A 26,390-nucleotide genomic window follows, 5' to 3' on the forward strand; every position below is an offset into this window, starting at 1 on the left:
TGACAAGACCGCTACTTATGAATTTCAGACTATCTAATTAGTAGCGTGCGTTATTATTCTACCCCAACGCCTGGGCACTGTAAAGAAGATTTAATAAATAATTTGTGATAAAATATAAGGATAAAATGTATTGTATTTCAGGGGGCAAAATATGGGTAAAAAAGAAAACTATTCTCTTCTAAGTCGTAATCTCTACGGTATGGCTGAGTTCTACAGCGGAGGTGCATTCGTCATCATCAACACCTTCTTCACAGCCTTTCTTATCAAGGCACTGGGTATGCCGGCTGCACTTGCAGGTACCATCCCACTTGTGGGAAAGATCTGGGATGCCATAACCGATCCTATCATGGGCAACATCACCGACAGAACAGTTTCAAGATTTGGCCCGAAGAGATTCTATATTCTGGTGGGCGGAATAATATCAGCCCTCACCTTCGTTGTAATGTGGGTCACAATCCCCACTAAATCGGCAGGCGCCATGTACGCATTCTATCTGTTCATGTACTGCCTTTTCTCCACAGGTTTTACCATCATATCGGTTCCTTATAACGGACTTCTTCCGGATATGATCGATGACTACACCATAAGGGCTAAGTTCTCAAACGTCCGCATGATCTGGTCCACAATAGGTTCCGCTGTCTGCGGTCTTGTTCCGACCTTCATCATCAAAGACAACACCAATCCGGCACAGTACTTAACCTGTGCGCTTTTGTTCGGATTCCTGTTCTTCGCAACATCCATGGTGACCTTTGCAGGAACCTGGGAACATCCAAAGCCACCTGTTAAGTCCAGCATTGTAGAGAGCTTTCCTCAGGCTATAAGCGTATTCAAGAGCAGATCCTTCAGGCTCTTTATCGGCATATATCTCTTCGGACAGTGTGGTATGGACATCGTTTCAGGAATGGCACTCATTTACTGTGACGACGTTTTAAACGGTTACAATAACGGATGTTTTATAGCTCTTATGGCTACTCTTTTAGCATCTCAGCTGATTGGAATGCTGATCTGGGGTCCTGTGATGAACGTGACATCCAAGAGAACAACAATCCTGATCGGTGCACCTATGAGGCTTTTCGCAACACTTGGTCTTTTATTCGTTTCCAAGGAAGGTGCATCCCTTGTTCCGATCCTTATACTCACAGCTATCATCGGACTTGGTAACGCTGCAACTCTGACCAGTATCTTCTCGATCATGGCTGACATGGCTGATGTTGATGAGCTTATCACTTCCATCAGAAGACCCGGCATAGTTTCAGGAATGGCAACTTTCGCAAGAAAAATATCAGCCGGTCTGTCAAACGCAACCATAGGCTTTCTGCTTGCAGCTGTAGGCTATGACTCCTATCTTGCCAACAACAAGATAAGACAGAGCCTTGAAACCCAAAGGGGCATCGTATATATCTTTGTATTTGTTCCTGTGGTCCTCATGGCTCTTCTCATTATTGTCGGCTACATCTTCCCTCTTACAGGAAAAGAATTTAAGGTAGTCCAGACAGAAATTTCAAGACGCAAGGGCCAGCTAGATACAGAGGCAAACAGTGCGGAAAAGAAAATCTGCGAAAAGGTAACCGGCATTTCTTATGACAAACTGTGGAACCCTGCAAATACACTTACCAAGGGGACAAACAAATGACAGACATAAAGTTTCTTGGAGAAGATGACTTTCTTTCTTCGATGGAAAATGAAAATAAGACATGGTTTGAAAAAGAAGCTGTATCAGGCACCCATACGAGCTTTGACGGCACCAAGCTTAGGTATTTTGCCATAACACCTGATGATCCAAAGGCATGCATCGTCATCGTTCACGGAATGGCTGAATTTATCGAAAAGTACAGAGAATATCTCTGGTATCTGTACAAGGCAGGCTACAAGGTCTTTTTCATGGAACAGCGAGGACATGGCTATTCAGAGGGTAAGTGCCCCGAGCCGGACGTAATCTATATCGATAGTTATGAAACCTATGTAAAAGACCTGCATCACTTTATTACTGCTGTGGTAGAGCCCGATCTGGGTGGTCTCCCTCTCTTTATGATCGCTCACTCCATGGGCGGATGCACAGGAGCTCTTTATCTTGAAGAGCATCCCGAGACCTTTAAGGCAGCGATCCTCAGTTCTCCCATGATGAAGATGAAAGGCGCAGACTACCCGGCCATCGTTGTTACTCTTATAGGTCTCTATGCAAAGCTTACAGGTAAGAGCAAAAAGCTTGCACCAAATCAGAAGCACTTTGATCCTACGGTAACAGTTACTAACAGCAGCGCCATTTCTGCCCCAAGGTTTGAATTCCAGCTCTCCATGCGAAGAACCGATGAACACTATCAGACCTGCGGAGCTTCATTTGGATGGGCTGTTGCCAGCATGAAGGCATCGAGAAAGGCAGTTAAGAATGCGGGTAAAATAAGGATCCCGTTAACCGTAATGACTGCCGGGTGCGACCATCTCATCGATCCGGCCGGCTACGAGGCTTTTAAGGCAAAAGCCCCTGGCGCTGTTTTTCATCACTATGAAAAGTCAAGGCATGAGATCTTCAACGCAGACGAAGTTACACGCAAACAGTATTTTACCGATGTACTCACCACTTTGGACAAGTATTTGAATAATGCACAATAACAATGACGACAATCTAAGAAACAGCTTTATATCAGGCTCCGGGAGGCGCTTTGTTTCTGATGCAAGGGAAAGCTTTCACTACACCTCCTTTGAAACAAAGAACCTCTTAAAAGCCTACTCTCCCGAGATAAGATCTCCCCTTTTGTACAAGAAGGGATCTTTTGTTGAGCTTGAGCCACACGTAGTCCTTACAAAGGATAAACTTGAGCTTAGCTTCAACATCATCTCCGGCGATACAGGCTATAAGTATGTGCTAAAAGACATCTTAGCGCTCCTGAGTGCCATCCACAACGGCGATACCGTCAGTTATGGAAAACACCTGGAATTTACCCATGACTTGTCGGCCTTCACAGAAAAATCAAGACAGATCATCCGTTTTCTTATCTCCTATTTCAGAGAAAGACAGCTCAAGGATAACCTCATTCCTTCGGGCTCCACTTCCACGATTTCCTATACCTACGCCAAGGGAAGAGGCAAACAGATCGAGCTCTTTGGTCATGAGATCGATGAGCTTTTTGAGATACTGGATGAAGTATACTTCTTAAACTCTGACTTCAGAGCAAGATACAGCGATGAAAGACTCCTTGAGATTGTTCGCGTATTTCCACCCATTGACCTCAATATCGAGACAGATAAAAACGGAATAACCTTTGAGGCCAGCAGGTTTACCATGTTTGAGGGCCACTCAAATATTTATTTCGAAAGACGCCACAAGCTGCACGTTGTGGACAGTGAAATCTCAGAGCCGGTACTGCCCTTCCTTAAGTTTTTGTCAGCAAGAAGAACAGGTAATGAGCTGTTTGTATCAAATAAGGATCTGACGCTGTTTTCGACAGGTCTTTTCCCTGTTATCGAGCAGTACTTCAATGTTAATTACGGAGGCTTTTCTCCGTCCAAATATGCTCCCGACATTCCTAAGTTCAAACTCTACATCGACATGCCCGATGAGAATAAAATAACCTGTGAGATCAAAGCCCTCTACAGGGAAGGCGAGCCCTCGGAAACACTTGTAAACGTCTTTGAAAATGCAGATAAGACAGATGAAGATATCAGGCGAAATCTATTGCAGGAGAGCCGGATAATCAAGGCTGTAGGAAGATTTTTTGATTCCATAGACGAAAGTAAAAATGAACTGGTACTATCTCCCAGGCCCGGAGATGAGGATAATCTTTATACTTTTATATCCGACGACCTCGCTGAGCTGGACAGGCTCGGGGATGTATATCTCTCAGATAATATTAAGGCCATCAACATCAGAAAGGCTCCCAGAATAAGTCTTGGCGTATCCGTCGTTTCAGACCTTCTTGAGCTCACAATGGTGCCGGAGGACCTTACGCTAAAAGAACTTGATGACATCCTTAACAGATATGACAGAAAGAGAAAATACTACCGCCTCAAAAACGGAGATATTCTAAAGCTCACCAGCGAGGACATGGAGCTTATGTACTCTGTAAAGGACGGTCTTGGCCTTACCTCCAAAAGCATTTTGGAAGGTCATGCCTCTGTGCCTATGTACAGAGCTCTTTTCCTGAATGAACTGTCCGAGAAATCATCGGACTACGAATTTACTAAGCTATCAAGGGCAGGCACCTTCAAAAACCTGATCAGTTCCTTCAAGGATCCCGGAAGTTCTGATTATGAAGTCCCGGGGGACCTTGATGGTGTTCTTCGCGACTACCAGAAAAAAGGTTATAAGTGGCTAAGAACTCTTAAGGCCAACTGCTTTGGCGGAATACTGGCAGACGATATGGGCCTTGGAAAAACGCTCCAGGTCCTTACTCTCCTTCTTTCCTTAAAGGAAGAAGCTATAAAGGAAGGCAAAAAACTTGGCTGCTCTCTTATCGTGTGCCCTGCTTCTCTGGTCTACAACTGGCAACACGAGATAAAGAAATTTACTCCGGAACTTAAGTGCGAACTGGCTGTCGGCATAAAGCCTGACAGAGTCAGGGTGACATCTGAAATTGATGAAGAAGAAACAGACGTTTTAATAACCTCCTATGACCTTCTGCGCAGGGATATTGAGCTGTACAAGTACTTATCCTTTGAGTGCATGATAATAGATGAGGCTCAGTTCATAAAAAATCCCACAACCCAGGTTGCAAGAGCCGTAAAGTCAGTAAGCGCCTCTTTCAAGGTCGCGCTTACCGGAACTCCCATTGAGAACAGACTCAGCGAGCTCTGGAGCATATTTGATTTCTGTATGCCGGGATATCTTTTTAGCTACAAGGCATTTAAAGAAATTCTCGAAATACCCGCAATCGCTGAGGGAGATGAAGGCGCAATGCTGCGTCTTAAGAAGATGATCGCGCCTTTTGTACTAAGACGCCTTAAAAAGGATGTCCTTACGGACCTTCCGGATAAGCTTGAAGAAAACATCGTGACCCAGATGACCAAGGGTCAGCAGGAACTCTATAAAGCTCATCTTCAGCAGGTCAAGATGATGGTTTCCACAAAGAGCGATACGGAGATCAAAAATGACAGGATCATGATCCTCTCAGAGCTTACAAGGCTTCGCCAGCTCTGCTGCGATCCCGGCCTTATCTATGATCATTATGACGGAGGTTCTGCCAAGGCTGAGCTCTGCGTAGAGATGATAAAGAGCGCCGCCGAGAGCGGACACAAAGTACTGCTCTTCTCTCAGTTCACTTCTATGCTGGAGAGACTGGTTGCGCTGTTCGAAAAAGAAGGTATAACCCACTATCTCCTTACGGGCTCTACCAAGAAGGAAGACCGTATAAAACTGGTGGATGCCTTCCAGGAGGATGACACCACAGTATTTTGCATATCATTAAAGGCCGGCGGAACAGGTCTTAACCTGACTGCTGCCGATATTGTGCTTCATTACGACCATTGGTGGAATGTTGCCGTAGAGAATCAGGCCACCGACAGAGCCCACAGAATAGGGCAAAAGAATGTGGTGACCGTCTACAGACTCATCATGAAAGATACCATTGAAGAGAGAATAATCGAACTTCAGAACAAGAAAAAAGAGCTGGCTGACCAGCTCCTTAATACAGGTTCACTTAGTGCTCCAAGCCTCACAAAGGAAGAGCTTTTAGAGCTTCTAGGGTGATATCGATGACTTCTTCCATCGCATAGTCTTTTTCTTCGATTGTGATATCAGCATACTTCTCATACAGAGCGCTTCGCTCATTGTAGAGGGATACAAGGGACTGACCCTCTCTCATGACAACGCCCCTCTGCTTTGCATTGTGCAGGCGCTTTGTAAGAGTATCCATGTCGACCTTCAGATAGACCACCTTACCGATGTTCTTGTAGTGGTCCATGGCTTCTTTTCCGTAAACCACGCTTCCTCCGGTGGCAATAACGGTTTTCTCTGTCTCGATCCCGGCATTTATCCTGTTTTCAATCTCAATAAATCCGTCCACTCCCTCTTCTTCAATGATCTTTGAGAGCTTTTTGCCCTCTTTTTCCTGGATCACGATATCCGCATCCAGAAATCTGTAGCCAAGGATCTTGGCAAGGATTACTCCCATGGTACTCTTGCCTGATGTTGGCATACCGATTAAAACTACATTATCCTTTTTCATAATTCTCCTCAAAATTTATATAATAATTCCGCCGCCAAGGACAATCTCCCCATCGTACAAAACTGCACTCTGTCCCGGTGTTATGGCGCGCTGCGGCTCATCAAAGACTATCCTTGCCTTTCCATCTGCAAAGATAGTGGCTGTTGCCGGCTGCTCTTTATGTCTGTAACGGATCTTGGCCTGGCATCTTATGGGCCCACTTGGCGCATCCCCTGTTATCCAGTTAAATTCCCTGACCATAACTTCCTTGTCGAACAGATCCTCATCATCAGCAAGGATGACACGATTGTTCTCAGTATCAAGACGCTTTACATAGAGCCTTCTGTCCGCAGGAATTCCAAGACCTCTTCTCTGACCTATGGTGTAATTTATGATTCCCTCATGAGTTCCCAGAACATTTCCCTGAAGGTCGACAAAATCGCCCTTTGGATATTCTTTATTCCTGTATCTCTTGATCATGGCTGCATAATCGCCGTCAGGAACAAAGCAGATGTCCTGAGAGTCCTTTTTATCCTTGTTTACAAAACCATACTCGGCAGCAATCTCTCTGGCCTCATCCTTGGTCATCTCCCCGAGAGGAAAGTACGTATGTGAGAGCTGCTCTTCTGTAAGGTCATATAAAACGTAGCTCTGATCCTTCCCCGGGTCTACTGCCTTTAGCAGATAAAAATGTCCGTTCCTCTCCTCAATCCTTGCATAATGCCCTGTTACGATGTTGTCGTATCCAAGAGCCTTAGCCTTCTCATAGAGGATGTCGAACTTAAGGTATTTATTGCATCTTATGCAGGGGTTTGGTGTCTCGCCCCTCTCATAACTGCACACAAAGGGCTCGATGACATTCTTTGTAAACTCTGCCTCATAGTGATATATATTGTACTCTATACCAAGCTTCTCGCAGACTGCCCTTGCATCCTGGGTGTCCTTTAAGCTGCAGCAGGTTCCAAAGAGGTCCTCGCCTATCATGTCGTTCTCATAAAGGCGCATGGTACAACCCATGCAATCAAACCCTTTTTTTAACATAAGAGCAGCGGCTACGGAAGAATCCACGCCGCCACTCATAGCTATTAAAGCTTTTTTATTCTCGTTACTCATCATGCGTTAATTTTCTTAATAATCTCCGGCAGTACCTGGTCTATCTTGTCATTGTCTATCTGGCAGGTTCCGGCATTTGCATGTCCTCCTCCGCCATACTCAAGACAAAGATCTCCGATGTTGAAGTTCGATGCCTTATTGATAATAGACTTACCTATCATAACAGCTGTGTTCTGTTTTTTAAAGCCCCATGCTACATGAACTGAAATTTCTGCCTCAGGATACAGAGCATAGATCATAAATCTGTTTCCGGCGTAGATCACATCGCCTGCTGCCTTCTGATCTACCACAACAACCTTTCCCTCCATGTGAGAAATCTCTTTTAGCTGCTGCTTAAAGAGCTCTGACTGCTCATTGTAAAGGTCTACTCTCTCCTTGACATCAGGAAGCTCCAAAACGTCCTTGATATCATGATTTACACAGTAGCTGATGAGCTCCATCATAAGGTCATAGTTGGAAATCCTGAAGTCATGGAATCTTCCGAGACCTGTCCTTGCATCCATAAGGAAGTTCATAAGAACCCAGTCCTTGGGATTTAGGATCTCATCTTCCGTAAAGTCTGCAGAATCACCCTTATCCACTGCAGTCATGATCTCATCGGATATTCTGTCAAGTGCGTATCCTGCTTTCTTGTAATAATTGTAAACCACCCTGGCTGCCGACTTAGCCTGGCCTTCTATGAACCAGTTGTCGTTATCCTTCATGGATGCATTTCTGATAAGCTCAGACTCATGGTGGTCAAAGCACATAAAAACTCTTGAATCATAAGGCAGATTGGTTGTGATATCGTTACCCGAAAGCTCAATCTTGCCGTCCTGAACATCCTTGGGGTGCACAAACTTGATATCCTCTATCAGGTCACACTCCCTTAAGATCATCGCACAAACCAAACCATCAAAATCACTTCGTGTCACAAGTCTCTTTTTGTCGCTCATATTGCCCCCGATCCTTATGCGTAGCGGTATACAAACAGGTCGTATACCAAGTGAAAAGTGTCCTTATTCAGTATATCACTTTTGATGTAGTTTACGAAATAACAGAAAGCTGTTTTTAATAATAAGTTAATATAGTCCTGCTCCATCGTCGTGTAAAAGAAACTCCGGATCCTGATCAGCTGCCGTAGTAGCCAGTGCGTCACACCTTTCATTCTCGGGATGTCCGTTGTGTCCCTTTACCCAGTTCCATCTTACCTTGTGTGGCTCTACAGCCTTTAAAAGTCTCTGCCAGAGCTCTACGTTCTTAACAGGCTTTTTCCCTGCTGTCTTCCAGCCGTTTTTGACCCAGCTCTTTAACCAACCTTCGTTAAAGCCGCTGATGACGTACTTTGAGTCTGAATACATCTCTACTTCACAGGGCCTGTTAAGACTCTCAAGCCCCACTATAGCGCCCATCAGCTCCATTCGGTTGTTGGTGGTCTTGTCATATCCGGCGCTTATCTCTTTTTCATGTACTTCACCCTTGGGGTCTATATAGCGCAAAACTACGCCGTAACCTCCGGGTCCGTCCGGGTTTCCCCTGGCAGATCCGTCAGAATATATGCTAACTTTCATAAATCACCTCTGTTTATCCCCAGCTGCCTGTCTTTAAGAATCCGTCCGCCATCTTCTGCGCATTTTCTACGATGTTTTCATCATAGCCCAAAACCTTGAGAAGCATGATGGCGTTTCTCGTTGTTGCCGGGCCTTCCTTGAGCTTATAGTCAAATTTGACGTCATTATCCGTCACATCACCCTCAAAGTGATATATCTCATAGATGTCTTTTAAAAGAGCTGTCAGCTCGATATCATGAGTTGCAGCAAAGCACTGAACTCCATTTTCCGCAAGACTCTTAAGAATCTGCGTTGAAGCTGCAATTCTCTCGACAGTGTTGGTTCCGCGAAGGACCTCATCCACAAAACACAGAACCTTGTTGCCTGAAGTCTTGGATTTATCTACTATCCTCTTAATGGACTTGATTTCAACGATGTAGTAACTCTCTCCCATTGAGATATCATCCTTAAGTGCCATGGACGAATAAATCCTGTAAAACGGAGCACAGTACCTTGTACCAAGAACCGTATGGATTGACTGAGCAAGAATAGTGTTTATGGCACATGTCTTAAGGAATGTTGACTTACCGGAAGCATTGGATCCTGTTAAAAGAACTCCTTCCTTTGCCTCGATGGTGTTGGCTACTGCCCCATCTATAAGAGGATGGATCAGGTCTTTTGCCACGTAAGAATCACCTGTAAATTCAGGAATAGAATATCCGTTTTCAAAAGAAGCCCTAAAGCAGGCAACGGATACTTCCGCCTCTATCCTTCCTGTGATCTCCAGGATCTTATCAAGCCTGTCCCTCTTTGCCATGAGCTGTTTGTACATCTGATTGAACTTGATCAGATCTATATGAGTTACCATGCGGATGTAGTCCAGGAGGAGATCAACCGGGTTACCACTGGAATTGGTCTGCGCTGATGTAAGAAGAATGGAGGAACCGGCCCTGAATGAAGAAAACTCCTTTGAGATAGCGTTAAGTTCCCTGATATCCTCTGAGAAAACCTCAGCCCTTATCCCCGAAAACTTATCAATGGATTTGATCACTCTCATGACATATCCGTAAGTTACAAGGTAAGGAGTTATATCACTCTTTATTCTAAAATAAGATACAATCTGTACCAGCATCAGAATAGCAAGTGCTATAAATCCAAGCGCGAAGTTTACAAAGCAAAAGCCGATTGCTGCCAGGATCAGAGCAATCATAACAAAGTGCCTGGTGTTGCTTGCACTTGATATGTTTTCCAGATAGTCGATGTAGTCATATATCGAGTATCTGCTGTTATTGCCGATCTCCCAGAAGATAGTCTGTATCTTTCTTCTGTCCTCATCATTCTCCTGAAGGAAGCTAACCTGATCTTCAAAGGACTTAAAGTCATCTGCCTGTCTCGGGGACCTTAAGAGATAATAAAGATACTCCTCTCCCGCAGCGGAAAGACAGTAATTAAGCCTCTTATAAACCCCGTCCATTCCAAGATCATTCCAGGTGATATCGTCAATCTGCGCATCTTCCGGATGATTCTTAAAAAAGCCCGCGACATGGTCAAGGTCATCTGCCTTATATTCCCTGGCAGGAGGATTTCCGTAATTCTTTATCAGCTTACTTATCAGGTATTTCCTGGCATTGTACTTATCCCTGAGCCCCAGCACAAATGCGATGACTATAAAGCAAACAACCAGGAATATTATCATGTATCCTTCCATATCAGCTGTATAACCTCTTTCCGATTTCTTCTGCTTTGGCGTAGATGTCTGCAGGCTCTGCGCCAATATTGAAGTTTCCGTTTTCATAGCGGATGATACCGCCGATCATTGTAAGCTTAACGTTTGACTTACTTCCGCTGTAAACAATATTCTTGACGATATTGTTGATTGGCTGCATGTTAGGCTGATAAAGGTCCAGCATGATGATGTCAGCCTTCTTGCCCTCTGCAAGGTAGTCAGAATCTGTAAGTCCCATAGCGTGAGCGCCGTTGACAGTTGCCATCTTAAGGACTTCGGATGCGTCAACGCTGGAAGCATCCATGTTTTTAAGCTTGGCTAGTCCTGTTGTTAAGAACATCTCTCTGAACATATCAAGGCAGTTGTTGCTGGCAGGGCCGTCTGTTCCGATTGCTACCGGAATGCCCTTTTCAAGGTATTTGGAAATAGGCGCAATTCCGCTGGCCAGCTTGGTGTTGGAGCCCGGATTGGTCACAGCATAAAGACCTCTCTTCTTCATGATCTCCATATCCTCGTCATTGGTCCAGACAACATGATATCCGCCTCCGCCGTAATCAAACAGTCCCAGAGAATCAAAGAATTTAATGGGAGTCATACCGTATCTCTCGATACACTCTTTTGTCTCTGACTCTGTCTCCTGAATATGTGCCCAGAAAGGAGCTTTGTACTTGTGAACCAGCTCTGCTGTCTTCTCCAGAAGCTCTTTTGAACAGGTATACTCAGCATGAAGGCCAAGGATAAATGAGTTGTATTCATCCCTTCCGTTTAAGTCGTTGTAATACCCCTCGAGCATCTCCACCGACTGGCTGAAGTTATTGACGCAGCTGGTCTGAACGCAGCGCATTCCGCAGTCCCTGAAGGCATCTGCCACTGAATAAGGTGTCAGATACATCTCAAAAACAGCTGTGATTCCGCTGGTCAGATACTCCATGATAGCGATCTTGGACAGATGATAAATATCTTCTGCTGTCATCTTGGCTTCTATGGGGAATATCTGTGTATTCAGCCAGTCTGAAAGCGGAAGATCATCAGCCTTGGATCTCATCAAAGTCATGGCTGAGTGAGTGTGTGCATTCTTAAAGCCGGGCATAAGGAGATTCTTTTTGCAGTCAATCTCTCTGTCCCATATAAGTATTGAGTCCTTATGCTCCTCACAGTAGCTAAGAGCCTCATCTTCTGTTCCCACGAACTGTATAGTATCGCCGTTTACCCAGACTTCGCCGATAAAGATCTCTTTTCCCGGCTCCATTGTCAGAATTCTTGCGTTATAGAATCTTGTTCTCATACTTCAAACCTCTTGATAGACTCAGATACAAGCTTGGTGAAAAGAGGTGCTGCCTTATCTGCAGCCTCCTGAACTTCCTCGTGTGAAAGAGGCTCACCTGAAATGCCTGCTGCCAAGTTAGAAATGCATGATACTCCGCAAATGCGCATGCCCATGTGGTTTGCTGCGATTGCCTCGTTTACGGTACTCATTCCTACTGCTGAAACGCCGAGCTTAGCCAGCATTTTGATCTCAGCAGGTGACTCAAATGAAGGGCCTGTGCACTGGCAGTACACGCCTTCTTTGAGATCTATTCCGTTCTCTTTTGCAACGGCTCTTATAACGTCCTGAAGGTCTTTCTTGTAGACATTGGACATATCGGGGAATCTTGGTCCGAGCTCATCGAGATTTGGTCCGATAAGAGGATTTGGTGCAAATACTGAGATGTGATCTGTAATAAGCATAAGATCACCAGCGCCAAAGCCTTCGCCAAGTCCGCCTGCTGCGTTTGTAAGGAAAAGGATCTTAGCTCCCAGCATCTTCATAAGCCTTGCGGGAAGAACTACATCGCTGATATTGTAGCCCTCGTAAAAGTGGATCCTTCCCTTCATGCATACAATCTTTTTATCTCCAAGGTATCCGAAAATAAACTTTCCTGCATGACCCGGAACGGTTGATACCGGAAATCCGGGTATATCACTGTATGAAATCTCTGTCTCTATCTTGATATTCTCTGCAAAGCCGCCAAGGCCAGAGCCCAAAACCAGTGCTACATCAGGCTCAAAATCAGTCACCTTTCTTACTGCCTCTTTGCATTTAAGTAGTTTTTCATATACTGCGTTTCCCATAATCATTACCCCTTTCTGTTGGTTTCATCTAATGATATAACATCTGTGTCTTCATCTGCAAATTCTGCTGTATCTTCATTTACAGCTTCTTCCAGATATGGTGGAAGGTCCGGATTAAAGAGCCTTCCCTTTATGACAGGTTCAATGGTGTTGTTCACCGCATGAATTACAGCTTCCTTCATACCGCCCTTTACAAATCTTGAAATAATGGCGCTCTCAAAGCCTGTGCCTTCGATGGAGAAGTTCTTTAGCGTGTCATGGAGCATGTCTGCTCCGGGAGATTCCTGCATTCTTATCTCGACTCTGCCGGGAACTGCCGGATAGATGAAGGTAGACTTTCTGTCCACCCTGTCTACCGCATCATCCTCAAAGTAGATATTAAATGTGCGCTTGCTGGCTTCCTCCAGAAAATACACTTCATTTCTGATGGTCAGCCTGTTGTACTCATCCCTGGTGCATACCGAGTCCAGTGAAACCTTGTAATTCTCGCAGTGAATGTTGATGTCACTGGTATATCTTTTGCCTCCAAAGCCGCATCGAAGCTTGTAAATAACCTCTCCTTCATAGATGTCTATGTAAAAAGCGTTATCCTCTGTTAACCTGAATCCGATCTTCTTCATGCCGTCGGTGAAATTGTTGTGCACTATCTGCATCATCACCGGCATAAAGCCTATTCCCGTGGTCTCAAGGTCGTAAATCTTGCCGTCCAGCTTTTTAAGCCAGGTAAGGATCAGCTGGTTCTCATTTCTGATATTGTAGGAGTTTACTGCCGATTTGAAGTCAGTTCTTTTTCCTGAAAAGCTTATGCTCCTGTTTCTGGGAGAGCCTGTGGTCATGCGCACCGTTCTGTTCTTCCAGCCTCCTGAACTGATAACCGGGAAATCTGCTGTTCTGCCGCTCACGGACTTACAGATTGCCTTAAGCTCCGTCATAGCCCGGAAATCCTCAGGAAGGGGCGTATCAGACACCTCTATGACATTCTTCATCCTGTCACGGATCTTGATGGCCATACTACTGGTCTGGAAGACATCGCTGTTACCGGCATTGGTCACTATGACCATATCAAGGTCGGGATAGACAAAGACATTCTGGCCCATCATACCGTTGTAGGCAAAGCAGCCTTCTCTGTCATCATTGATCCAGAGCTGGTAGCCGTAATAGGGGTTATCTTCTCTACCTGTCTCTATCTGCTTGGTAGTGGACTCAATCACCCACTCCTCGGGGATCAGCTGCTGCCCGTTCCATACACCTTTCTGGAGATAGAGCTGGCCGAGCTTGGCCATATCCTCAATTCGCATAAAAGCTCCCCAGCCACCCTTGGTGATGCTCTGTGGACAGCTCTCCCAAAAGACTCTCTTGATTCCCATGGGGTTAAACAATCTATCTTTGCAGAAGTCAAAGAGGGACTGTCCCGTGATCTCTGTGACTATGGCAGAGAGCATGTAAGTGTTCATGCTGTTGTATTCAAATTTCGTTCCGGGATCGAATTTAAAAGACGCATCCAAAAAGCCTTTTCGCCAGTCATTGCCACTGATGGCTCCTATCTCGTTAAAGTCAACGCCTGAAGACATATTGAGAAGGTTTCTGACTGTCATGGTCTTTCTGAAGATGCTGAAAGGCCCAAGTCTTGGACTGAATATATCGCTGAGCCTATCGTCGAGGGTGAGCTTACCATCGCCCATAAGTATGCCTATGGCCATTCCCGTGATTGACTTACACATGGAATACGTAACGTGCCACATATCCATATCAAAGGGTTCAAAGGCGCACTCAGCGATGACCTTGCCATGGCGCAGGGCCATAAACTTGTGCATCCTGCACTCCCTGTCCGCCTGAAGGTCCCTGATCAGCTCAGTAAAAAAAGCAGAGCTTACGCCCTGAGCTTCCGGAGAAGTTCTCTCCAGAAACTGTTCATCAGGGAAGGAGAAGCTTGAAAATGCTTTCTTCTGAGGATTAAAATCCACCTTGCTGATCTCGCCGGTCTGCCTGGCGACCATCTTCATTAGAAGCTCTCCAACGTAAAGTTCTGCTCTTGGCATTTATGTTTACCTCCATGAAGGATTCATTTTGTAAAAGTCAGTCCTTAAGTGCCCTCATAGAGTTAAGTATTGCTATTACCGCTACTCCTACATCTCCGAATACTGCAAGCCACATGGTTGTAAGACCAAGTGCTCCCAGGATCAGGATGATCAGTTTAACCGCGAGTGCAAAGACTATGTTTTCTTTTACAATCCTTATGGTCTTGCGCGCGATCTTCATAACAGCTGAGATCTTGCTGATATCATCATCCATGATGACTATGTCTGCTGCCTCTATGGCAGCATCAGATCCCATGGATCCCATGGCGATTCCAACGTCTGCTCTCATAAGTACAGGAGCGTCGTTGATTCCGTCGCCTACAAACGCAAGCCTGTTACCATTATCGCCTTTTGAGAGCATTTTTTCAACTGCGCTGACCTTGTCTGCAGGAAGAAGTCCTGCCCTGACATCATTTATGCCAACCTGATCAGCTACATGTCTTGCTATAGCCTCATTGTCGCCGGTGAGCATGACTGCTCTCTTAACTCCAAGGTCGTACAGGGCTGAAATTCCCTCTTTTACCCCTTCCTTGATAGCGTCGGCGATCACGATACTTCCGGCATAGACACCGTCGTAAGATACGTAAACAACTGTGCCTGCTGCCTCATCCAAAAGACCTATGGAAGCCGGAATTTTGATGAGCTTATCATTACCCACCAAAAGCTCTTTTCCATCAAGGACGGTCCTGATACCGTTGCCTGCGATCTCCTTGGTCTGGGACTCATCTATGTATGAGCTGTCAGGCTTAGCGCCTCCGTTTCTCTCCATGTAGCAGGAGAGGATCGATCTTGCGATGGGATGATTTGAATACATCTCACCGTAAGCTGCCAGGGACAAAAGCTGGTCTTCTGATATATCACCTGAAGTTGAAGGAACTATCTCAGATACCTTAAACTCGCCCTTTGTTATGGTTCCTGTCTTATCAAATACAACTGTGTCAACCTTCGATGCCGCCTCAAGGAAGTTGCTGCCCTTAACAAGGACACCCTTCTTGGAAGATGCTCCGATTCCTCCGAAGAATCCAAGAGGAACTGAGATAACAAGAGCGCAGGGGCATGAAACAATAAGAAAAATGCATGCTCTTCTGATACTGTCAGAAAGGGGGAGCTGTCCGATGATCGGAGGGATCACTGCAAGAAGCACTGCTCCGATGGTAACAACAGGAGTGTAATATCTTGCAAACCTTGTGATGAAGTTCTCCATTCTGGACTTCTTGTTGCTGGCATTCTCAACCAGGTCAAGGATCCTTGCAACGGTTGAATCCTCGTAGGCCTTATCTACTCTTACCTTAAGGATTCCCTCGCCGTTTACGCATCCGCTTATGACTGCGTCGCCTTCTGCTGCCCTTCTGGGAACAGACTCACCTGTAAGAGCTGCTGTATCAAGGAAGGACTCTCCCTCTACAACGGTTCCGTCTACCGGGATCTTCTCTCCTGCTCTTACCAGGATGATGTCGCCTACACTTACTTCCTCGGGATCAACCTCAGTTGTTGAGCCGTCCTCATTAACTATGTTTGCATACTCGGGAGCAATGCTCATAAGGTCTGTGATCGACTGTCTGGATTTACCTACAGCGTAGCTCTGGAAGAGCTCACCTACCTGGTAAAAGAGCATTACTGCCAGCGCCTCGGAATACTCTCCGATTCCGAATGCGCCGAAGGTAGCTATCATCATCAGGAAGTTCTCGTCAAAAACCTGTCCGTGGCTGATATTGATAATAGCCTTTCTCACTACATCGTAGCCGATGATTCCATAAGGAACGAGATAGATTATCAGCTTGACGAACCAGGGGAGCGGATCCATGATACCGAGCTTGTCCAGTACCAGAAGGATCACGAACATAGCGAGTACTGCCAGTATTCTGTTACGGGTCTTTTTTTGTTTCTTGGTCATAAATTACCTCTATACTCCGTGATATACGCCTTGCTTCACCATGTTCTCGCAAGGCTACACACATTCGGAATCCGGCATATCTGCCTACTTCCTCATGTATGTTCGGTCTTCAAGGTCAAATAATGTTTTGTGCAAGCACAATATTATTTGACTTTGAATCCCTATATCACTCAATTTCGCAGTCAGGCTCAACCTTTTTGCATGCCTTAACAGCAGCATCAAATACCTTGTCAAAAACGTCATCAGCAGCCTCTAATGTAAACTTCTGAGTCATGAAATTTACTCTTGCGCTTACAACGCCCTCGATCTTCTTAACTGCATCCTCCATCTTGGCTGCACAGTTTGCACAGTCTACCTCACACTTAAATGTTTTCTTCATAATATCCACCTTTCTGCCCTCTTTGAGCTCATAATTTACTCTTCAATATGATTGATACCCTGGTCTATGATGGTCCTTACATGGTCATCTGCCAGGAAATATATTATCTGTTTGCCTTCTCTTCTGCTTCCGACGAGCTTGCTCTGCTTAAGGATCTTGAGCTGATGGGATATGGCCGACTGGGTCATATTAAGGCTCTCAGCTATATCGCAGACACACATCTCCTCTTCAAACAAGGCAAAGAGAATTCGAATCCTTGTGGAGTCTCCGAAGACCTTGAACAGTTCTGCCAGATCGTAAAGCTCGTCATCATCGGGCATCTCTCTGTGGACCTTCAGCACCACGTCTGCGTGCTTGTGCACTACATCGCAATGTTCTACATCACTGATTGACATATCGATTTCCTTTCATTTCATTTAAACATATGAATAATTGTTCATATGTTGAATATAAAACAAGTGAATGCATATGTCAATACACATTCACTTATTTTTTTAATTATATAACTGTGATCACTGTTTGCTGCCGGCTTCTGCAGCTTCTACAGTCTTTCTCATGTATCTGATAACGTCTGCCGGATACTCACCCACTGCAGTTTCTCCGGTCACCATGACAGAGGCTGCTCCGTCCAGTACTGCGTTGTAGATATCACTTACTTCTGCTCTGGTCGGAACCTTGCTGTGCTCCATGGATGATAGCATCTGAGTCACAACCATGAATGGCTTGCACTCTTTATTGCATCTTGCTGCTATGTCCTTCTGAACTCCCGGAAGGGTCCAAAGCGGAACAGCATTTCCAAGGTCTCCCCTTGCTATGATTATCTCGTCGGCTACTTCAAAAAAGCTCTCGAGGTTATCTACGCCTTTGGTATTCTCAATCTTGGCATATATCTTTATGTCTTTTCCGCCGTTATCATCAAGGACGCTTCGCAGCATCTTAAGGTCGTCTGCGCTTCTTACGAAGGGCTGCATTACTCCGTAGATACCTGACTTGCATGCAAGCCTTATGTTCTCGATATCACTGTCTGTCAGCGCCGGCATATCAACGGATTTACCTACAATTGCTATGCTCTTTTTGCCATTTAGGATTCCGCCTCTGGTGATACGGGCTTTGGCGAAGCTGTCTCCTGCTTCAATTATGGTTGCTGCGATCTTGCCGTCGTCAAGAAGGATTTCATCAGTAACTTCAAGGGCTTCAAGGATTCTTTTATCAAGTATTATTGTGTTATCGCCTGGATGCGCATCCGTTTTGCCCGGATGTGCATCCGTCTTGCCCGGATACGTGTCCGTTTTGTCCGGAACTGCAGGCTCAAGTACAAGCTCATCGCCCTCATTGAGGCTTATTGGCGCATCCAGCTTCCCGATCCTAAGTTCAGGCCCCTGCATATCTATCAGGATCTTGGGAACAATTTTATTATCTGCTGCAGCTCTTTTAACCTTATCCAGGTCCTCAAGGCAGTCCTGAAGCATGACATGAGAAAGATTGATTCTTATTCCTGTCATCCCTTCAACAAACATCGAAGATAGCACTTGCTCATCTCTGCAACTTGGTCCCAGTGTTCCAAACACATCTATCATATTTAGAATCCTTTCATCAGGTCAAAGAGGCTTATCTGGTTGGAATCCGGGATATCACCGAGAAGTCCCATGTCTGACATCTTGTCGATTACGGTCTGAGGGCACTTGGTTCTCTGACGGAAGTCGTCCTTGGAAAGGAACGGACCGTCCTTAGCTGCCTCAACGATCTGGTCGGCAGCCTTCTCACCCATACCGTCGATACTGGTGAGAGCTGGCATGATCTTATCGCCGATAACCTGGAATTCTCTGGACTTAACCCTGAAGATGTCGATCGGCATAAATTCGATGCCTCTTTCGTACATCTCCTCGACAAGTCTCATATCTCCGTACTCAGCCTGCTGTGCGTTAGTAAGCTCATCCTTACGGCTCAGGTAATCCTTCATAATACTGTGAAGATGGTTCTCGCCCTGGCACATGTGCTCATAGTTAAAGGCTTTGGCTCTTATGGAAAACCACGCTGCATAGAAGGCCTGTGGCATATAAACTTTGAAGTACGCGATCCTCCAGGCCATCATAACGTAAGCTGCCGCATGGGCCTTGGGGAACATGTACTTGATCTTCTCGCAGGACCAGATATACCAGTCCGGAACGCCGTGGTCTATCATGTCCTTCTTCCAATCAGGCCAGTTCTTCTCCTTGCCGCCGGCTACCTTACCTTTACGAACAGCCTCCATGATCTTGAAGGATTCAGACTTATCAAGTCCCTTCTGGATCAGGTAGATCATGATATCGTCACGACAGCAGATACAGGTATCGATGGTTGCCTTGCCCTCCTGGATAAGGGTCTGGGCGTTACCGAGCCAAACGTCGGTACCGTGGGAAAGACCCGAAATCCTAATAAGGTGGGACAAAGACTTGGGCTGAGCATCGATAACCATCTGCATAGCGAAGTCCGTACCAAACTCGGGAAGTCCAAGGCATCCGAGCTTGGTTCCGCCGATCTGCTCCGGTTCAATGCCCAGGGCAGTTGTATTCATGAAAAGACTCATTACCTTCTTGTCATCCAGTGGCACAGTCTTGGGATCCATACCCGTGCAGTCCTGCAAGAACCTTATCATGGTAGGATCATCGTGTCCAAGAATATCGAGCTTTAGAAGGTTGTGGTCGATGGAGTGGTAATCGTAATGTGTTGTAATTGTAGCTGTGGTCATATCGTTGGCAGGGTGCTGAACAGGACAGAATGAGTTGATGTCCTCTCCAACAGGAAGAACTATGATTCCTCCCGGGTGCTGACCTGTACCACGTCTTATACCGGTACAGCCCTGAACGATTCTGTTTATCTCACTCTTTCTCTTACTTACTCCGATTCCGTCATAGTACTTCTTAACAAAACCGTAAGCCGTCTTATCCGCAAGAGAAGCTATGGTTCCGGCTCTGAACGTCTGTCCGTAACCAAAGATAACCTCTGTATATTTGTGAGCCTTGGACTGATACTCTCCCGAGAAGTTAAGGTCGATATCGGGCTCCTTGTCACCCTTAAATCCAAGGAAGGTCTCGAAAGGAATATCAAAGCCGTCCTTGTTCATCTTGGCACCACACTTAGGGCACATCTTGTCAGGCATATCACAGCCCGAGTTTCCGCCGTAAGCCTTAACCTCCTCGGAATCAAAGTCGGAGTACTTACAGTTAGGACATACATAGTGTGGGCTAAGTGAGTTAACCTCCGTGATTCCCGAAGTAAAGGCAACGAATGACGATCCTACGGATCCTCTTGAACCTACCAGGTATCCGTCCTCGTTGGACTTCCAAACCAGCTTTTGGGCGATGATATACATAACCGCGAAACCGTTCTTGATGATGGAGTTAAGCTCCCTCTCAAGTCTCTCCTTAACAATCTCCGGAAGCTCTTCTCCGTAGATCTCATGAGCCTTGTCATAGCAGATCTTGGTCAGGATCTCATCACTGTTTGCAATGACAGGCGCACACTTATCGGGACGAACCGGTGATATTGAATCACACATATCCAGGATCTTTCTGGTGTTGTCGATGACGATCTCTTTTGCTTTCTCTCCACCAAGATAATCAAATTCTGCCATCATCTCATCTGTGGTCCTCAGGAAAAGAGGTGCCGGCTCCTCATCATTCATACCCTTTCCGGACATGATGATGGTCCTGTAAATCTCATCCTCAGGATTTAAGAAGTGCGCATCACAGGTTGCGACAACAGGCTTATTCCACTGCTCTCCCAGCCTTACGATCTCCTTGTTGATCTCTCTGATATCATCGTCGCTGTTGATATCTTCATACCTTTCGGACTCAACCATGAAATGATTGTTGCCCACAGGCTGAATCTCCAGGTAATCGTAGAAGCTCACAAGTCTTGCAATCTCCTCAGGTGGTCTTCCCTCCACAACAGCTCCGTAGAGTTCTCCCGCACAGCAGGCACTTCCGATAATAAGTCCCTCTCTGTACTTGATGAGCTCGCTCTTTGGGATAAGCGGGAATCTTCTGAAATAATCTACATGTGATTTGCTGACAAGGGTATAGAGATTGACCCTGCCCAGCGTATTCTTGGCAAGAATAATGCAGTGATTGGGGCGAAGGTGCCTTATCATCTCAGGTGTTGGCTTTCCGAGGATATTGACCTGAGTAAGGTCCTCTGCTCCCTGCTCCTTGAGCATTGGTACAAACTTATTGAAAATAAGCGCAGTACACTCAGCATCATCGACAGCTCTGTGATGATGCCCAAGTACAATGTTCAGGGTCTTGGCAACCGCATCCAGCGTATGCTTGGCCTGCAGCGGGAAGAAATATCTTGAGAGCCACAGCGTATCGACGGTGGTGTAATCCGCATCGATACCAAGCTCCTCGCAGTTCTGATTTATAAAGCTTATGTCAAAAGAGACATTGTGTCCTACCAGTACCGCTCCCTCGCAGAACTCTACGAACTTCGGGATGATAACTTCCCTCGTTGGCGCACCTATTACCATGTCGTCGGTGATGCTGGTGAGCTTCTCGATCCTGTAAGGAATAGGAACCTGTGGATTGATAAACTCCGAAAATCTGTCTATTATCTCGCCGTTTTTGATCTTAACGGCACCGATCTCAATGATCTTGTTCTTGATGGGTGAAAAGCCCGTTGTCTCAATATCAAATACAACAAAGGTGGTATCATCGAGCTTCTGTCCCTTGTCATTGACAACTATTTCCTTTAAGTCATCAACAACGTAGGCCTCAACGCCCAGTACCAGTTTAAAGAAATCCTGCCTGTCGATAGGGGGCTCTCCGGCCTCTTTTCTGCGGGACTTCTCATCCTTATAAAGATCCTCCCACACGTGGTTGGCATCGGTAAGAGCCTGAACAACGCCGTGGTCTGTGATGGCAATACCCGGCATTCCCCACTTGTAGGCCTGCTTTACAATGTCTTTTACCTCGGAAACTCCGTCCATATCACTCATCTTGGTATGGCAGTGGAGCTCTACTCTCTTCACATCAGCGTTGTCAACTCTCTTGACTGTAAAGTCAGGAATCTTCTTGACGCCGACAACGGACTGAATAGAGAGTTCGTGATCAAATCTGTCAATTGCAGCAATTCCCTTGATCTTAACAAAAGCCCCCATCTTGATGCTCTTTGTTATATCAGGTACATCTGCAGTATTTACGAACATCTTGACTGCGATGGAATCTGTAAAGTCAGTCACCGCAAAGATGAGAATGGTCTTGTCATTTCTGATGTCTCTCTGATCCCACTCGATGATCTTACCGTGAATGGTGACTTCACCCAGCTCGCCCATAAGATCAACAAGCTTCATAGCTTCATCATCGAAATCTCTTCCAAAGAGAACATCAGGATTATCGGACCTCTTGTAGCTTCCGCCGAAATCTCTTTTGCCAAAGGATTTCTTCTCGCCCTCTTTGGGTGCAAATGAGGATGCCTTGCCCTCGACCTTGGAAGGGCTACTCTGCTTGGCTGTTTCAGAAGCTTTTGCTTCCTTGGCCGCTTCTTTGGCAGCTTCCTTCTCTGCCTCCTTCTCCTCCATAGCCTCAAGCTTTTTGACCATCTTGGCTGACTCTTCGGAGTAATCGGGTTCTTTATCGTCTTTTTCAATTTCTACAAATTCAGGTGAAAGAACTACAGAAAGGCCGCACCTTTCGTTGAATATCTTGGACAGTACACGGATCAGGTCAGGGGCCTTCTTCTTGCCGACAACGCTGTCCTCAAGCTGCATGATGACATTGTCCTGATCGGGGTACAAAAAAGAAGCCGAGCGAAACAGACTATACTCCATATGGTCATAGTCTTTAAGCTCGAGCTCAATGCTCTCTCTGTATATATCAAGAAGATTCTCCGGCGTGTACTGGGCCGAAAGAGAAAACTTCTCATAGATCTTGATGGTTATATCCTGATTGCCAAACAACTGCTTCTTGATGCTGTTCTCGGTCTTTATGATATCTGCCTTGTCAATGAGCTTGTTGCTGGCTATATAAATCCTGATAAAATCCTGTTTCCTGGTGGTGGAAACCTTTACAACTTCAGTCTGCCCCATGATATCGCCGGTGTGTTCATCCAGCTTGAGGGCAGGAAATACTTCAAAAAAACTCTTCCCCATAAAAACCTTTACCTGGGCCAGTTATCAAGCTCCTCTTTAAGGGTAGCCAATAGCTGGTCTTCCTTAACCTTCTTAACTACTTCTCCGTTCTTGATAAGCAGGCCTTCTCCCACGCCGCCTGCTATTCCGATGTCTGCCTCCTTGGCTTCTCCGGGGCCGTTTACTGCACAGCCCATAACTGCAACCTTGATATCAAGGTCATACTTCTGAACCATGGTCTCAACTGCGTTTGCAAGGCCTATGAGGTCAATCTTGGTTCTGCCACAGGTAGGACATGATACAACCTCGATTCCTCCGCTTCTCATTCCGAGAGTCTTAAGGATCATCTTGGCTGTCTTGATCTCCTCAACAGGGTCACCTGAGAGCGAAACTCTTATGGTATCTCCGATGCCCTTATTTAAGATGATGCCAAGTCCGATTGATGATTTGATGTTTCCGCCATAGACGGTTCCTGCCTCAGTGATGCCCACATGGAGCGGATACTGACATTTTTCTGCCAGAAGCTCATGAGCCTTAACACAGAGCATTACGTTTGAGGACTTGATGCTGACTACCATGTTGTCATATCCAAGATCCTCGATGATGCCGATCTTATCAAGGGCTGATTCAACAAGGCCCTCTGCTGTAACACCGCCGTATTTCTCCACAAGGTCTTTTTCCAAAGAGCCGCTGTTAACGCCGACTCTGATCGGAATATTCCTCTCCTTGGCGCAGGATACAACTGATGCGATCCTGTCTCTGCTTCCGATGTTACCGGGGTTGATCCTGATCTTGTCAGCGCCGTTCTCCATGGCAGCAATGGCCATCTTATAGTCAAAATGAATATCTGCAACAATAGGAATATGGATCTGCTTCTTGATCTCCGAAAGAGCCTTGGCAGCCTCCATTGTAGGCACGGTGCTTCTTATGATCTCGCATCCTGCCTCCTCGAGTCTCTTTATCTGAGCAACTGTCGCCTCCACGTCCTCTGTCCTTGTGTTGGTCATGGACTGGATGAGGATGGGATTACCACCGCCTATTACTCTGTCGCCAATATGAATAACCTTAGTATTATCTCTATATGCCATGGAAATTACCTCGTAAACTTTGTAATGTCATTGAACAGTACAAATACCATAAGTGCCAAAAGCGCCACCATTCCTATCATGTGAACGAAGCCTTCCTTCTCAGGAGGAACGGGCTTACCCACAATGACTTCGATGAACTGGAATACCAGTCTTCCTCCGTCAAGAGCAGGGATCGGCAAAAGATTCATAACTCCCAGGTTCACCGACAAAAGCACCGTCAGGGACAGCATTGTAAGGATGACTGCCGAGATTCCGTAGGGCTTAACCTCTTCGTAGGTATCATCAACCATCTTCACCATGCCCACAGGCCCCGAAACATCGTCCTTGGAAAGCTTGCCCTTTACAAGAAGCGCAAGGCTCCTGTAGGTGGTCTTGAAGTAGTATCTCACCTCGTACCAGGCGTACTTAAGAGCAGCCGGTCCCTCTATCTTGCCATACTCACCAAGATAGATTCCCATGTAATAGCGACCCTCATCTTCACTGTACTTGGGTAAAAGAGTGGTCTCGTATCTCTGACCGTCTCTCTCATACACGATGTCCATCGGACTTCCTTCAGCGAACTGTGAGATCATGGTCACTTCACCTGACATGTAAACCTTCTCACCATCTACGCTAATGATCTTATCTCCCGGGAGCATTCCTGCCTCAGCTGCAGCGGACTCATCAGTCATCTTGTTGATAACCGGGAAGTTCCAGGCTGAAAAGCTTACAAGAACCACTGCCAGGATATATGCGATTATAAAGTTTGCAAAAGGTCCTGCGAAAAGAGTTGCTATTCTCCTCCACACAGGCGCATTCAAAAAGGAATGCTCGTCATACCCTTCCTTCTCCTCAGCCACGGGATCCATGCCGTCAAATACGCATGCACCTCCGATTGGAAGGAGCTTGATACTGTAGAGAGTCTCTCCTTTTTGCTTTTTCCAGATAGTCGGTCCCATTCCGATAAAGAACTCGTTGACCCTTATACCGCCTGACTTAGCGATGATAAAGTGCCCGAATTCATGGGATGTTACCAGTACACCGAATATGATAAAGAAAATTATTACACTTACTAACATCAGATGTTGTACTTCTTTCCGAGGAAGTCGTAGGTCTCCTGCTCAGCTGCAAGAATAGCAGCAACATCAGGATTGTCCACCTTGTTATGGTGGCTCATGGCCTCCTCTATCATGCTGTAGATCTCAAGATATTTAATATCACCCTTTAAGAATCTCTTAACCGCCATCTCGTTGGCAGCATTGAAAACTGTGGGCATGCTTCCGCCGATACGGGCAGAATCATAGGCAAGCTTAAGTCCTCTGAAGGTGTCTGTATCAGGCTTTTCAAAGGTCAGGGAATAGAGTTCAAACAGATCCAGCCTCTTTTCCTGCATAGGTCTTCTGTCCGGGTAGAAAAGTGCATACTGAATAGGCAGCTTCATATCCGGAACGCCAAGCTGTGCTATGACTGCACCGTCCACAAACTGAACCGCGCTGTGAACAATGCTCTGCGGATGAACAACTACCTGAATATCATCGAGTGATACTCCAAAGAGCCACTTTGCTTCCATAACTTCAAGGCCCTTATTTACAAGGGATGAAGAGTCGATGGTAACCTTTGGTCCCATGTCCCAGTTGGGGTGCTTAAGAGCATCTGCTGCTGTCATGTTCTCAAGCTCCTGCCTTTTCTTACCCCTGAAAGGTCCGCCGCTGGCTGTCAAAAGAATCTTTTCAACCTTGTCCCTGGGCTCGCCGTTTAAGGACTGGAAAATAGCGCTGTGCTCTGAGTCCACAGGCAATATCTGTACATTCTTTTCCTTAGCCAGAGGCATGATGATGTGTCCTGCGCATACAAGGGTCTCCTTGTTGGCAAGAGCAATGTCTTTTCCGCACTCGATTGCCTTAATGGTAGGTCTGATTCCGATCATACCTACAACTGCAGTAAGTACTGTATCTGCCTCGGGAACTGAAACTATATCAAGAAGTCCATCCATACCGGCCATTACCTTGATGCCGGTATCTGAAAGCTTATCCTGAAGCTCTTTAGCCGCTGTTTCATCAAACATGCAGACGTACTTGGGCTTAAACTCGCGGACCTGTTTCTCTACTTCGGCTACACTTCTGTTAGCTGCAATTCCTACAACTTCGAGCTCTGAAGGGTTGTTTCTTACAACGTCCAGAGTCTGTGTTCCAATGGATCCTGTTGATCCCAGTAAAACTATCTTTCTCATATCTTCTTCCTTAACC

Annotated in this window: 19 protein-coding genes; 3 read left to right on the forward strand and 16 right to left on the reverse strand. The window is 45.9% G+C overall.

What is annotated here, in order from left to right; all coding sequences use genetic code 11:
- The first annotated feature begins 151 nt into the window (after positions 1-151).
- The 3 genes from G589_RS0102890 to G589_RS18665 are packed head-to-tail and all read left to right on the forward strand — an operon-like array spanning position 152 to position 5,683.
- Positions 152-1,633 carry an MFS transporter gene (locus G589_RS0102890; RefSeq protein ID WP_026521040.1) on the forward strand — a complete coding sequence of 494 codons (1,482 nt, stop codon included), beginning with the start codon at positions 152-154 and terminating at the stop codon, positions 1,631-1,633.
- Positions 1,630-2,610, forward strand: a complete 981-nt coding sequence (locus G589_RS18660) for an alpha/beta fold hydrolase (protein WP_051192138.1) — start codon at positions 1,630-1,632, stop codon at positions 2,608-2,610. Before G589_RS0102890 ends, G589_RS18660 begins: the two co-directional genes overlap by 4 nt.
- Positions 2,600-5,683 carry a DEAD/DEAH box helicase gene (locus G589_RS18665; protein ID WP_051192139.1) on the forward strand — a complete coding sequence of 1,028 codons (3,084 nt, stop codon included), beginning with the start codon at positions 2,600-2,602 and terminating at the stop codon, positions 5,681-5,683. Before G589_RS18660 ends, G589_RS18665 begins: the two co-directional genes overlap by 11 nt.
- Here the strand turns inward: G589_RS18665 and G589_RS0102905 are convergent.
- The 16 genes from G589_RS0102905 to G589_RS0102980 all read right to left on the reverse strand — a co-directional run bounded on the left by G589_RS0102905 (position 5,649) and on the right by G589_RS0102980 (position 26,374).
- Positions 5,649-6,161 carry a shikimate kinase gene (locus tag G589_RS0102905; RefSeq protein WP_026521041.1) on the reverse strand — a complete coding sequence of 171 codons (513 nt, stop codon included), beginning with the start codon at positions 6,159-6,161 and terminating at the stop codon, positions 5,649-5,651. The genes G589_RS18665 and G589_RS0102905 overlap by 35 nt on opposite strands.
- Positions 6,162-6,176: 15 nt before the next feature.
- Positions 6,177-7,256: a tRNA 2-thiouridine(34) synthase MnmA gene (mnmA, locus tag G589_RS0102910; RefSeq protein WP_026521042.1), complete on the reverse strand. Its 1,080-nt coding sequence runs from the start codon at positions 7,254-7,256 to the stop codon at positions 6,177-6,179.
- A complete protein-coding gene (locus G589_RS0102915) occupies positions 7,253-8,188 on the reverse strand; it encodes an exopolyphosphatase (RefSeq protein ID WP_022768335.1) in 936 nt (311 codons plus the stop codon). The genes mnmA and G589_RS0102915 overlap by 4 nt, the downstream gene beginning before the upstream one ends.
- A 126-nt stretch (positions 8,189-8,314) precedes the next feature.
- A complete protein-coding gene (gene rnhA / locus G589_RS0102920; RefSeq protein WP_026521043.1) occupies positions 8,315-8,803 on the reverse strand; it encodes a ribonuclease HI in 489 nt (162 codons plus the stop codon).
- Between the two features lie 13 nt (positions 8,804-8,816).
- On the reverse strand, positions 8,817-10,577 hold the full coding sequence (locus G589_RS0102925) for a MutS-related protein (protein ID WP_081668919.1): 1,761 nt from the start codon (positions 10,575-10,577) through the stop codon (positions 8,817-8,819).
- Entirely contained in the window at positions 10,492-11,793 is a 1,302-nt protein-coding gene (locus G589_RS0102930; RefSeq protein WP_026521045.1) for an amidohydrolase, read from the reverse strand. Before G589_RS0102930 ends, G589_RS0102925 begins: the two co-directional genes overlap by 86 nt.
- The gene (locus tag G589_RS0102935; RefSeq protein WP_022768331.1) at positions 11,790-12,620 is read right to left on the reverse strand and encodes a purine-nucleoside phosphorylase; all 831 of its coding nucleotides are present in this window, start codon (positions 12,618-12,620) and stop codon (positions 11,790-11,792) included. The genes G589_RS0102930 and G589_RS0102935 overlap by 4 nt, the downstream gene beginning before the upstream one ends.
- A gap of 5 nt (positions 12,621-12,625) precedes the next feature.
- Positions 12,626-14,659 (reverse strand): serine hydrolase domain-containing protein, encoded by a 2,034-nt coding sequence (locus G589_RS18670; protein WP_051192140.1) that lies wholly within the window; start codon positions 14,657-14,659, stop codon positions 12,626-12,628.
- A gap of 37 nt (positions 14,660-14,696) precedes the next feature.
- Positions 14,697-16,592: a heavy metal translocating P-type ATPase gene (locus G589_RS0102945; protein ID WP_026521046.1), complete on the reverse strand. Its 1,896-nt coding sequence runs from the start codon at positions 16,590-16,592 to the stop codon at positions 14,697-14,699.
- Between the two features lie 166 nt (positions 16,593-16,758).
- On the reverse strand, positions 16,759-16,971 hold the full coding sequence (locus tag G589_RS0102950; RefSeq protein ID WP_026519603.1) for a cation transporter: 213 nt from the start codon (positions 16,969-16,971) through the stop codon (positions 16,759-16,761).
- Positions 16,972-17,006: 35 nt separating this feature from the next.
- On the reverse strand, positions 17,007-17,366 hold the full coding sequence (locus G589_RS0102955; RefSeq protein ID WP_026521047.1) for an ArsR/SmtB family transcription factor: 360 nt from the start codon (positions 17,364-17,366) through the stop codon (positions 17,007-17,009).
- A gap of 117 nt (positions 17,367-17,483) precedes the next feature.
- Positions 17,484-18,548: a pyruvate kinase gene (gene pyk, locus G589_RS0102960; protein ID WP_035775237.1), complete on the reverse strand. Its 1,065-nt coding sequence runs from the start codon at positions 18,546-18,548 to the stop codon at positions 17,484-17,486.
- A 2-nt stretch (positions 18,549-18,550) separates the two neighbouring features.
- Entirely contained in the window at positions 18,551-23,098 is a 4,548-nt protein-coding gene (locus G589_RS0102965; protein WP_026521049.1) for a PolC-type DNA polymerase III, read from the reverse strand.
- Positions 23,099-23,106: 8 nt separating this feature from the next.
- Entirely contained in the window at positions 23,107-24,165 is a 1,059-nt protein-coding gene (gene ispG, locus G589_RS0102970; RefSeq protein ID WP_026521050.1) for a flavodoxin-dependent (E)-4-hydroxy-3-methylbut-2-enyl-diphosphate synthase, read from the reverse strand.
- 5 nt (positions 24,166-24,170) lie between these two features.
- Positions 24,171-25,223, reverse strand: coding sequence for an RIP metalloprotease RseP (gene rseP / locus G589_RS0102975; protein ID WP_026521051.1), 1,053 nt, complete (start codon positions 25,221-25,223; stop codon positions 24,171-24,173).
- A complete protein-coding gene (locus G589_RS0102980) occupies positions 25,223-26,374 on the reverse strand; it encodes a 1-deoxy-D-xylulose-5-phosphate reductoisomerase (RefSeq protein WP_026521052.1) in 1,152 nt (383 codons plus the stop codon). The genes rseP and G589_RS0102980 overlap by 1 nt, the downstream gene beginning before the upstream one ends.
- Between the last annotated feature and the right edge of the window lie 16 nt (positions 26,375-26,390).

Origin of the sequence: Butyrivibrio sp. VCB2001 (assembly GCF_000423965.1) — a bacterium.
Classification (GTDB): Bacteria; Bacillota; Clostridia; order Lachnospirales; family Lachnospiraceae; genus Butyrivibrio.

What these genes read in the sequence shown, in the direction of transcription:
- G589_RS0102890 (WP_026521040.1), top strand. Translation starts at nt 152, where the DNA reads ATGGGTAAAAAAGAAAACTATTCTCTTCTAAGTCGTAATCTCTACGGT.
- G589_RS18660 (WP_051192138.1), top strand. Translation starts at nt 1,630, where the DNA reads ATGACAGACATAAAGTTTCTTGGAGAAGATGACTTTCTTTCTTCGATG.
- G589_RS18665 (WP_051192139.1), top strand. Translation starts at nt 2,600, where the DNA reads ATGCACAATAACAATGACGACAATCTAAGAAACAGCTTTATATCAGGC.
- G589_RS0102905 (WP_026521041.1), bottom strand. Translation starts at nt 6,161, where the DNA reads ATGAAAAAGGATAATGTAGTTTTAATCGGTATGCCAACATCAGGCAAG.
- mnmA (WP_026521042.1), bottom strand. Translation starts at nt 7,256, where the DNA reads ATGATGAGTAACGAGAATAAAAAAGCTTTAATAGCTATGAGTGGCGGC.
- G589_RS0102915 (WP_022768335.1), bottom strand. Translation starts at nt 8,188, where the DNA reads ATGAGCGACAAAAAGAGACTTGTGACACGAAGTGATTTTGATGGTTTG.
- rnhA (WP_026521043.1), bottom strand. Translation starts at nt 8,803, where the DNA reads ATGAAAGTTAGCATATATTCTGACGGATCTGCCAGGGGAAACCCGGAC.
- G589_RS0102925 (WP_081668919.1), bottom strand. Translation starts at nt 10,577, where the DNA reads ATGAAAACGGAAACTTCAATATTGGCGCAGAGCCTGCAGACATCTACG.
- G589_RS0102930 (WP_026521045.1), bottom strand. Translation starts at nt 11,793, where the DNA reads ATGAGAACAAGATTCTATAACGCAAGAATTCTGACAATGGAGCCGGGA.
- G589_RS0102935 (WP_022768331.1), bottom strand. Translation starts at nt 12,620, where the DNA reads ATGGGAAACGCAGTATATGAAAAACTACTTAAATGCAAAGAGGCAGTA.
- G589_RS18670 (WP_051192140.1), bottom strand. Translation starts at nt 14,659, where the DNA reads ATGCCAAGAGCAGAACTTTACGTTGGAGAGCTTCTAATGAAGATGGTC.
- G589_RS0102945 (WP_026521046.1), bottom strand. Translation starts at nt 16,592, where the DNA reads ATGACCAAGAAACAAAAAAAGACCCGTAACAGAATACTGGCAGTACTC.
- G589_RS0102950 (WP_026519603.1), bottom strand. Translation starts at nt 16,971, where the DNA reads ATGAAGAAAACATTTAAGTGTGAGGTAGACTGTGCAAACTGTGCAGCC.
- G589_RS0102955 (WP_026521047.1), bottom strand. Translation starts at nt 17,366, where the DNA reads ATGTCAATCAGTGATGTAGAACATTGCGATGTAGTGCACAAGCACGCA.
- pyk (WP_035775237.1), bottom strand. Translation starts at nt 18,548, where the DNA reads ATGATAGATGTGTTTGGAACACTGGGACCAAGTTGCAGAGATGAGCAA.
- G589_RS0102965 (WP_026521049.1), bottom strand. Translation starts at nt 23,098, where the DNA reads ATGGGGAAGAGTTTTTTTGAAGTATTTCCTGCCCTCAAGCTGGATGAA.
- ispG (WP_026521050.1), bottom strand. Translation starts at nt 24,165, where the DNA reads ATGGCATATAGAGATAATACTAAGGTTATTCATATTGGCGACAGAGTA.
- rseP (WP_026521051.1), bottom strand. Translation starts at nt 25,223, where the DNA reads ATGTTAGTAAGTGTAATAATTTTCTTTATCATATTCGGTGTACTGGTA.
- G589_RS0102980 (WP_026521052.1), bottom strand. Translation starts at nt 26,374, where the DNA reads ATGAGAAAGATAGTTTTACTGGGATCAACAGGATCCATTGGAACACAG.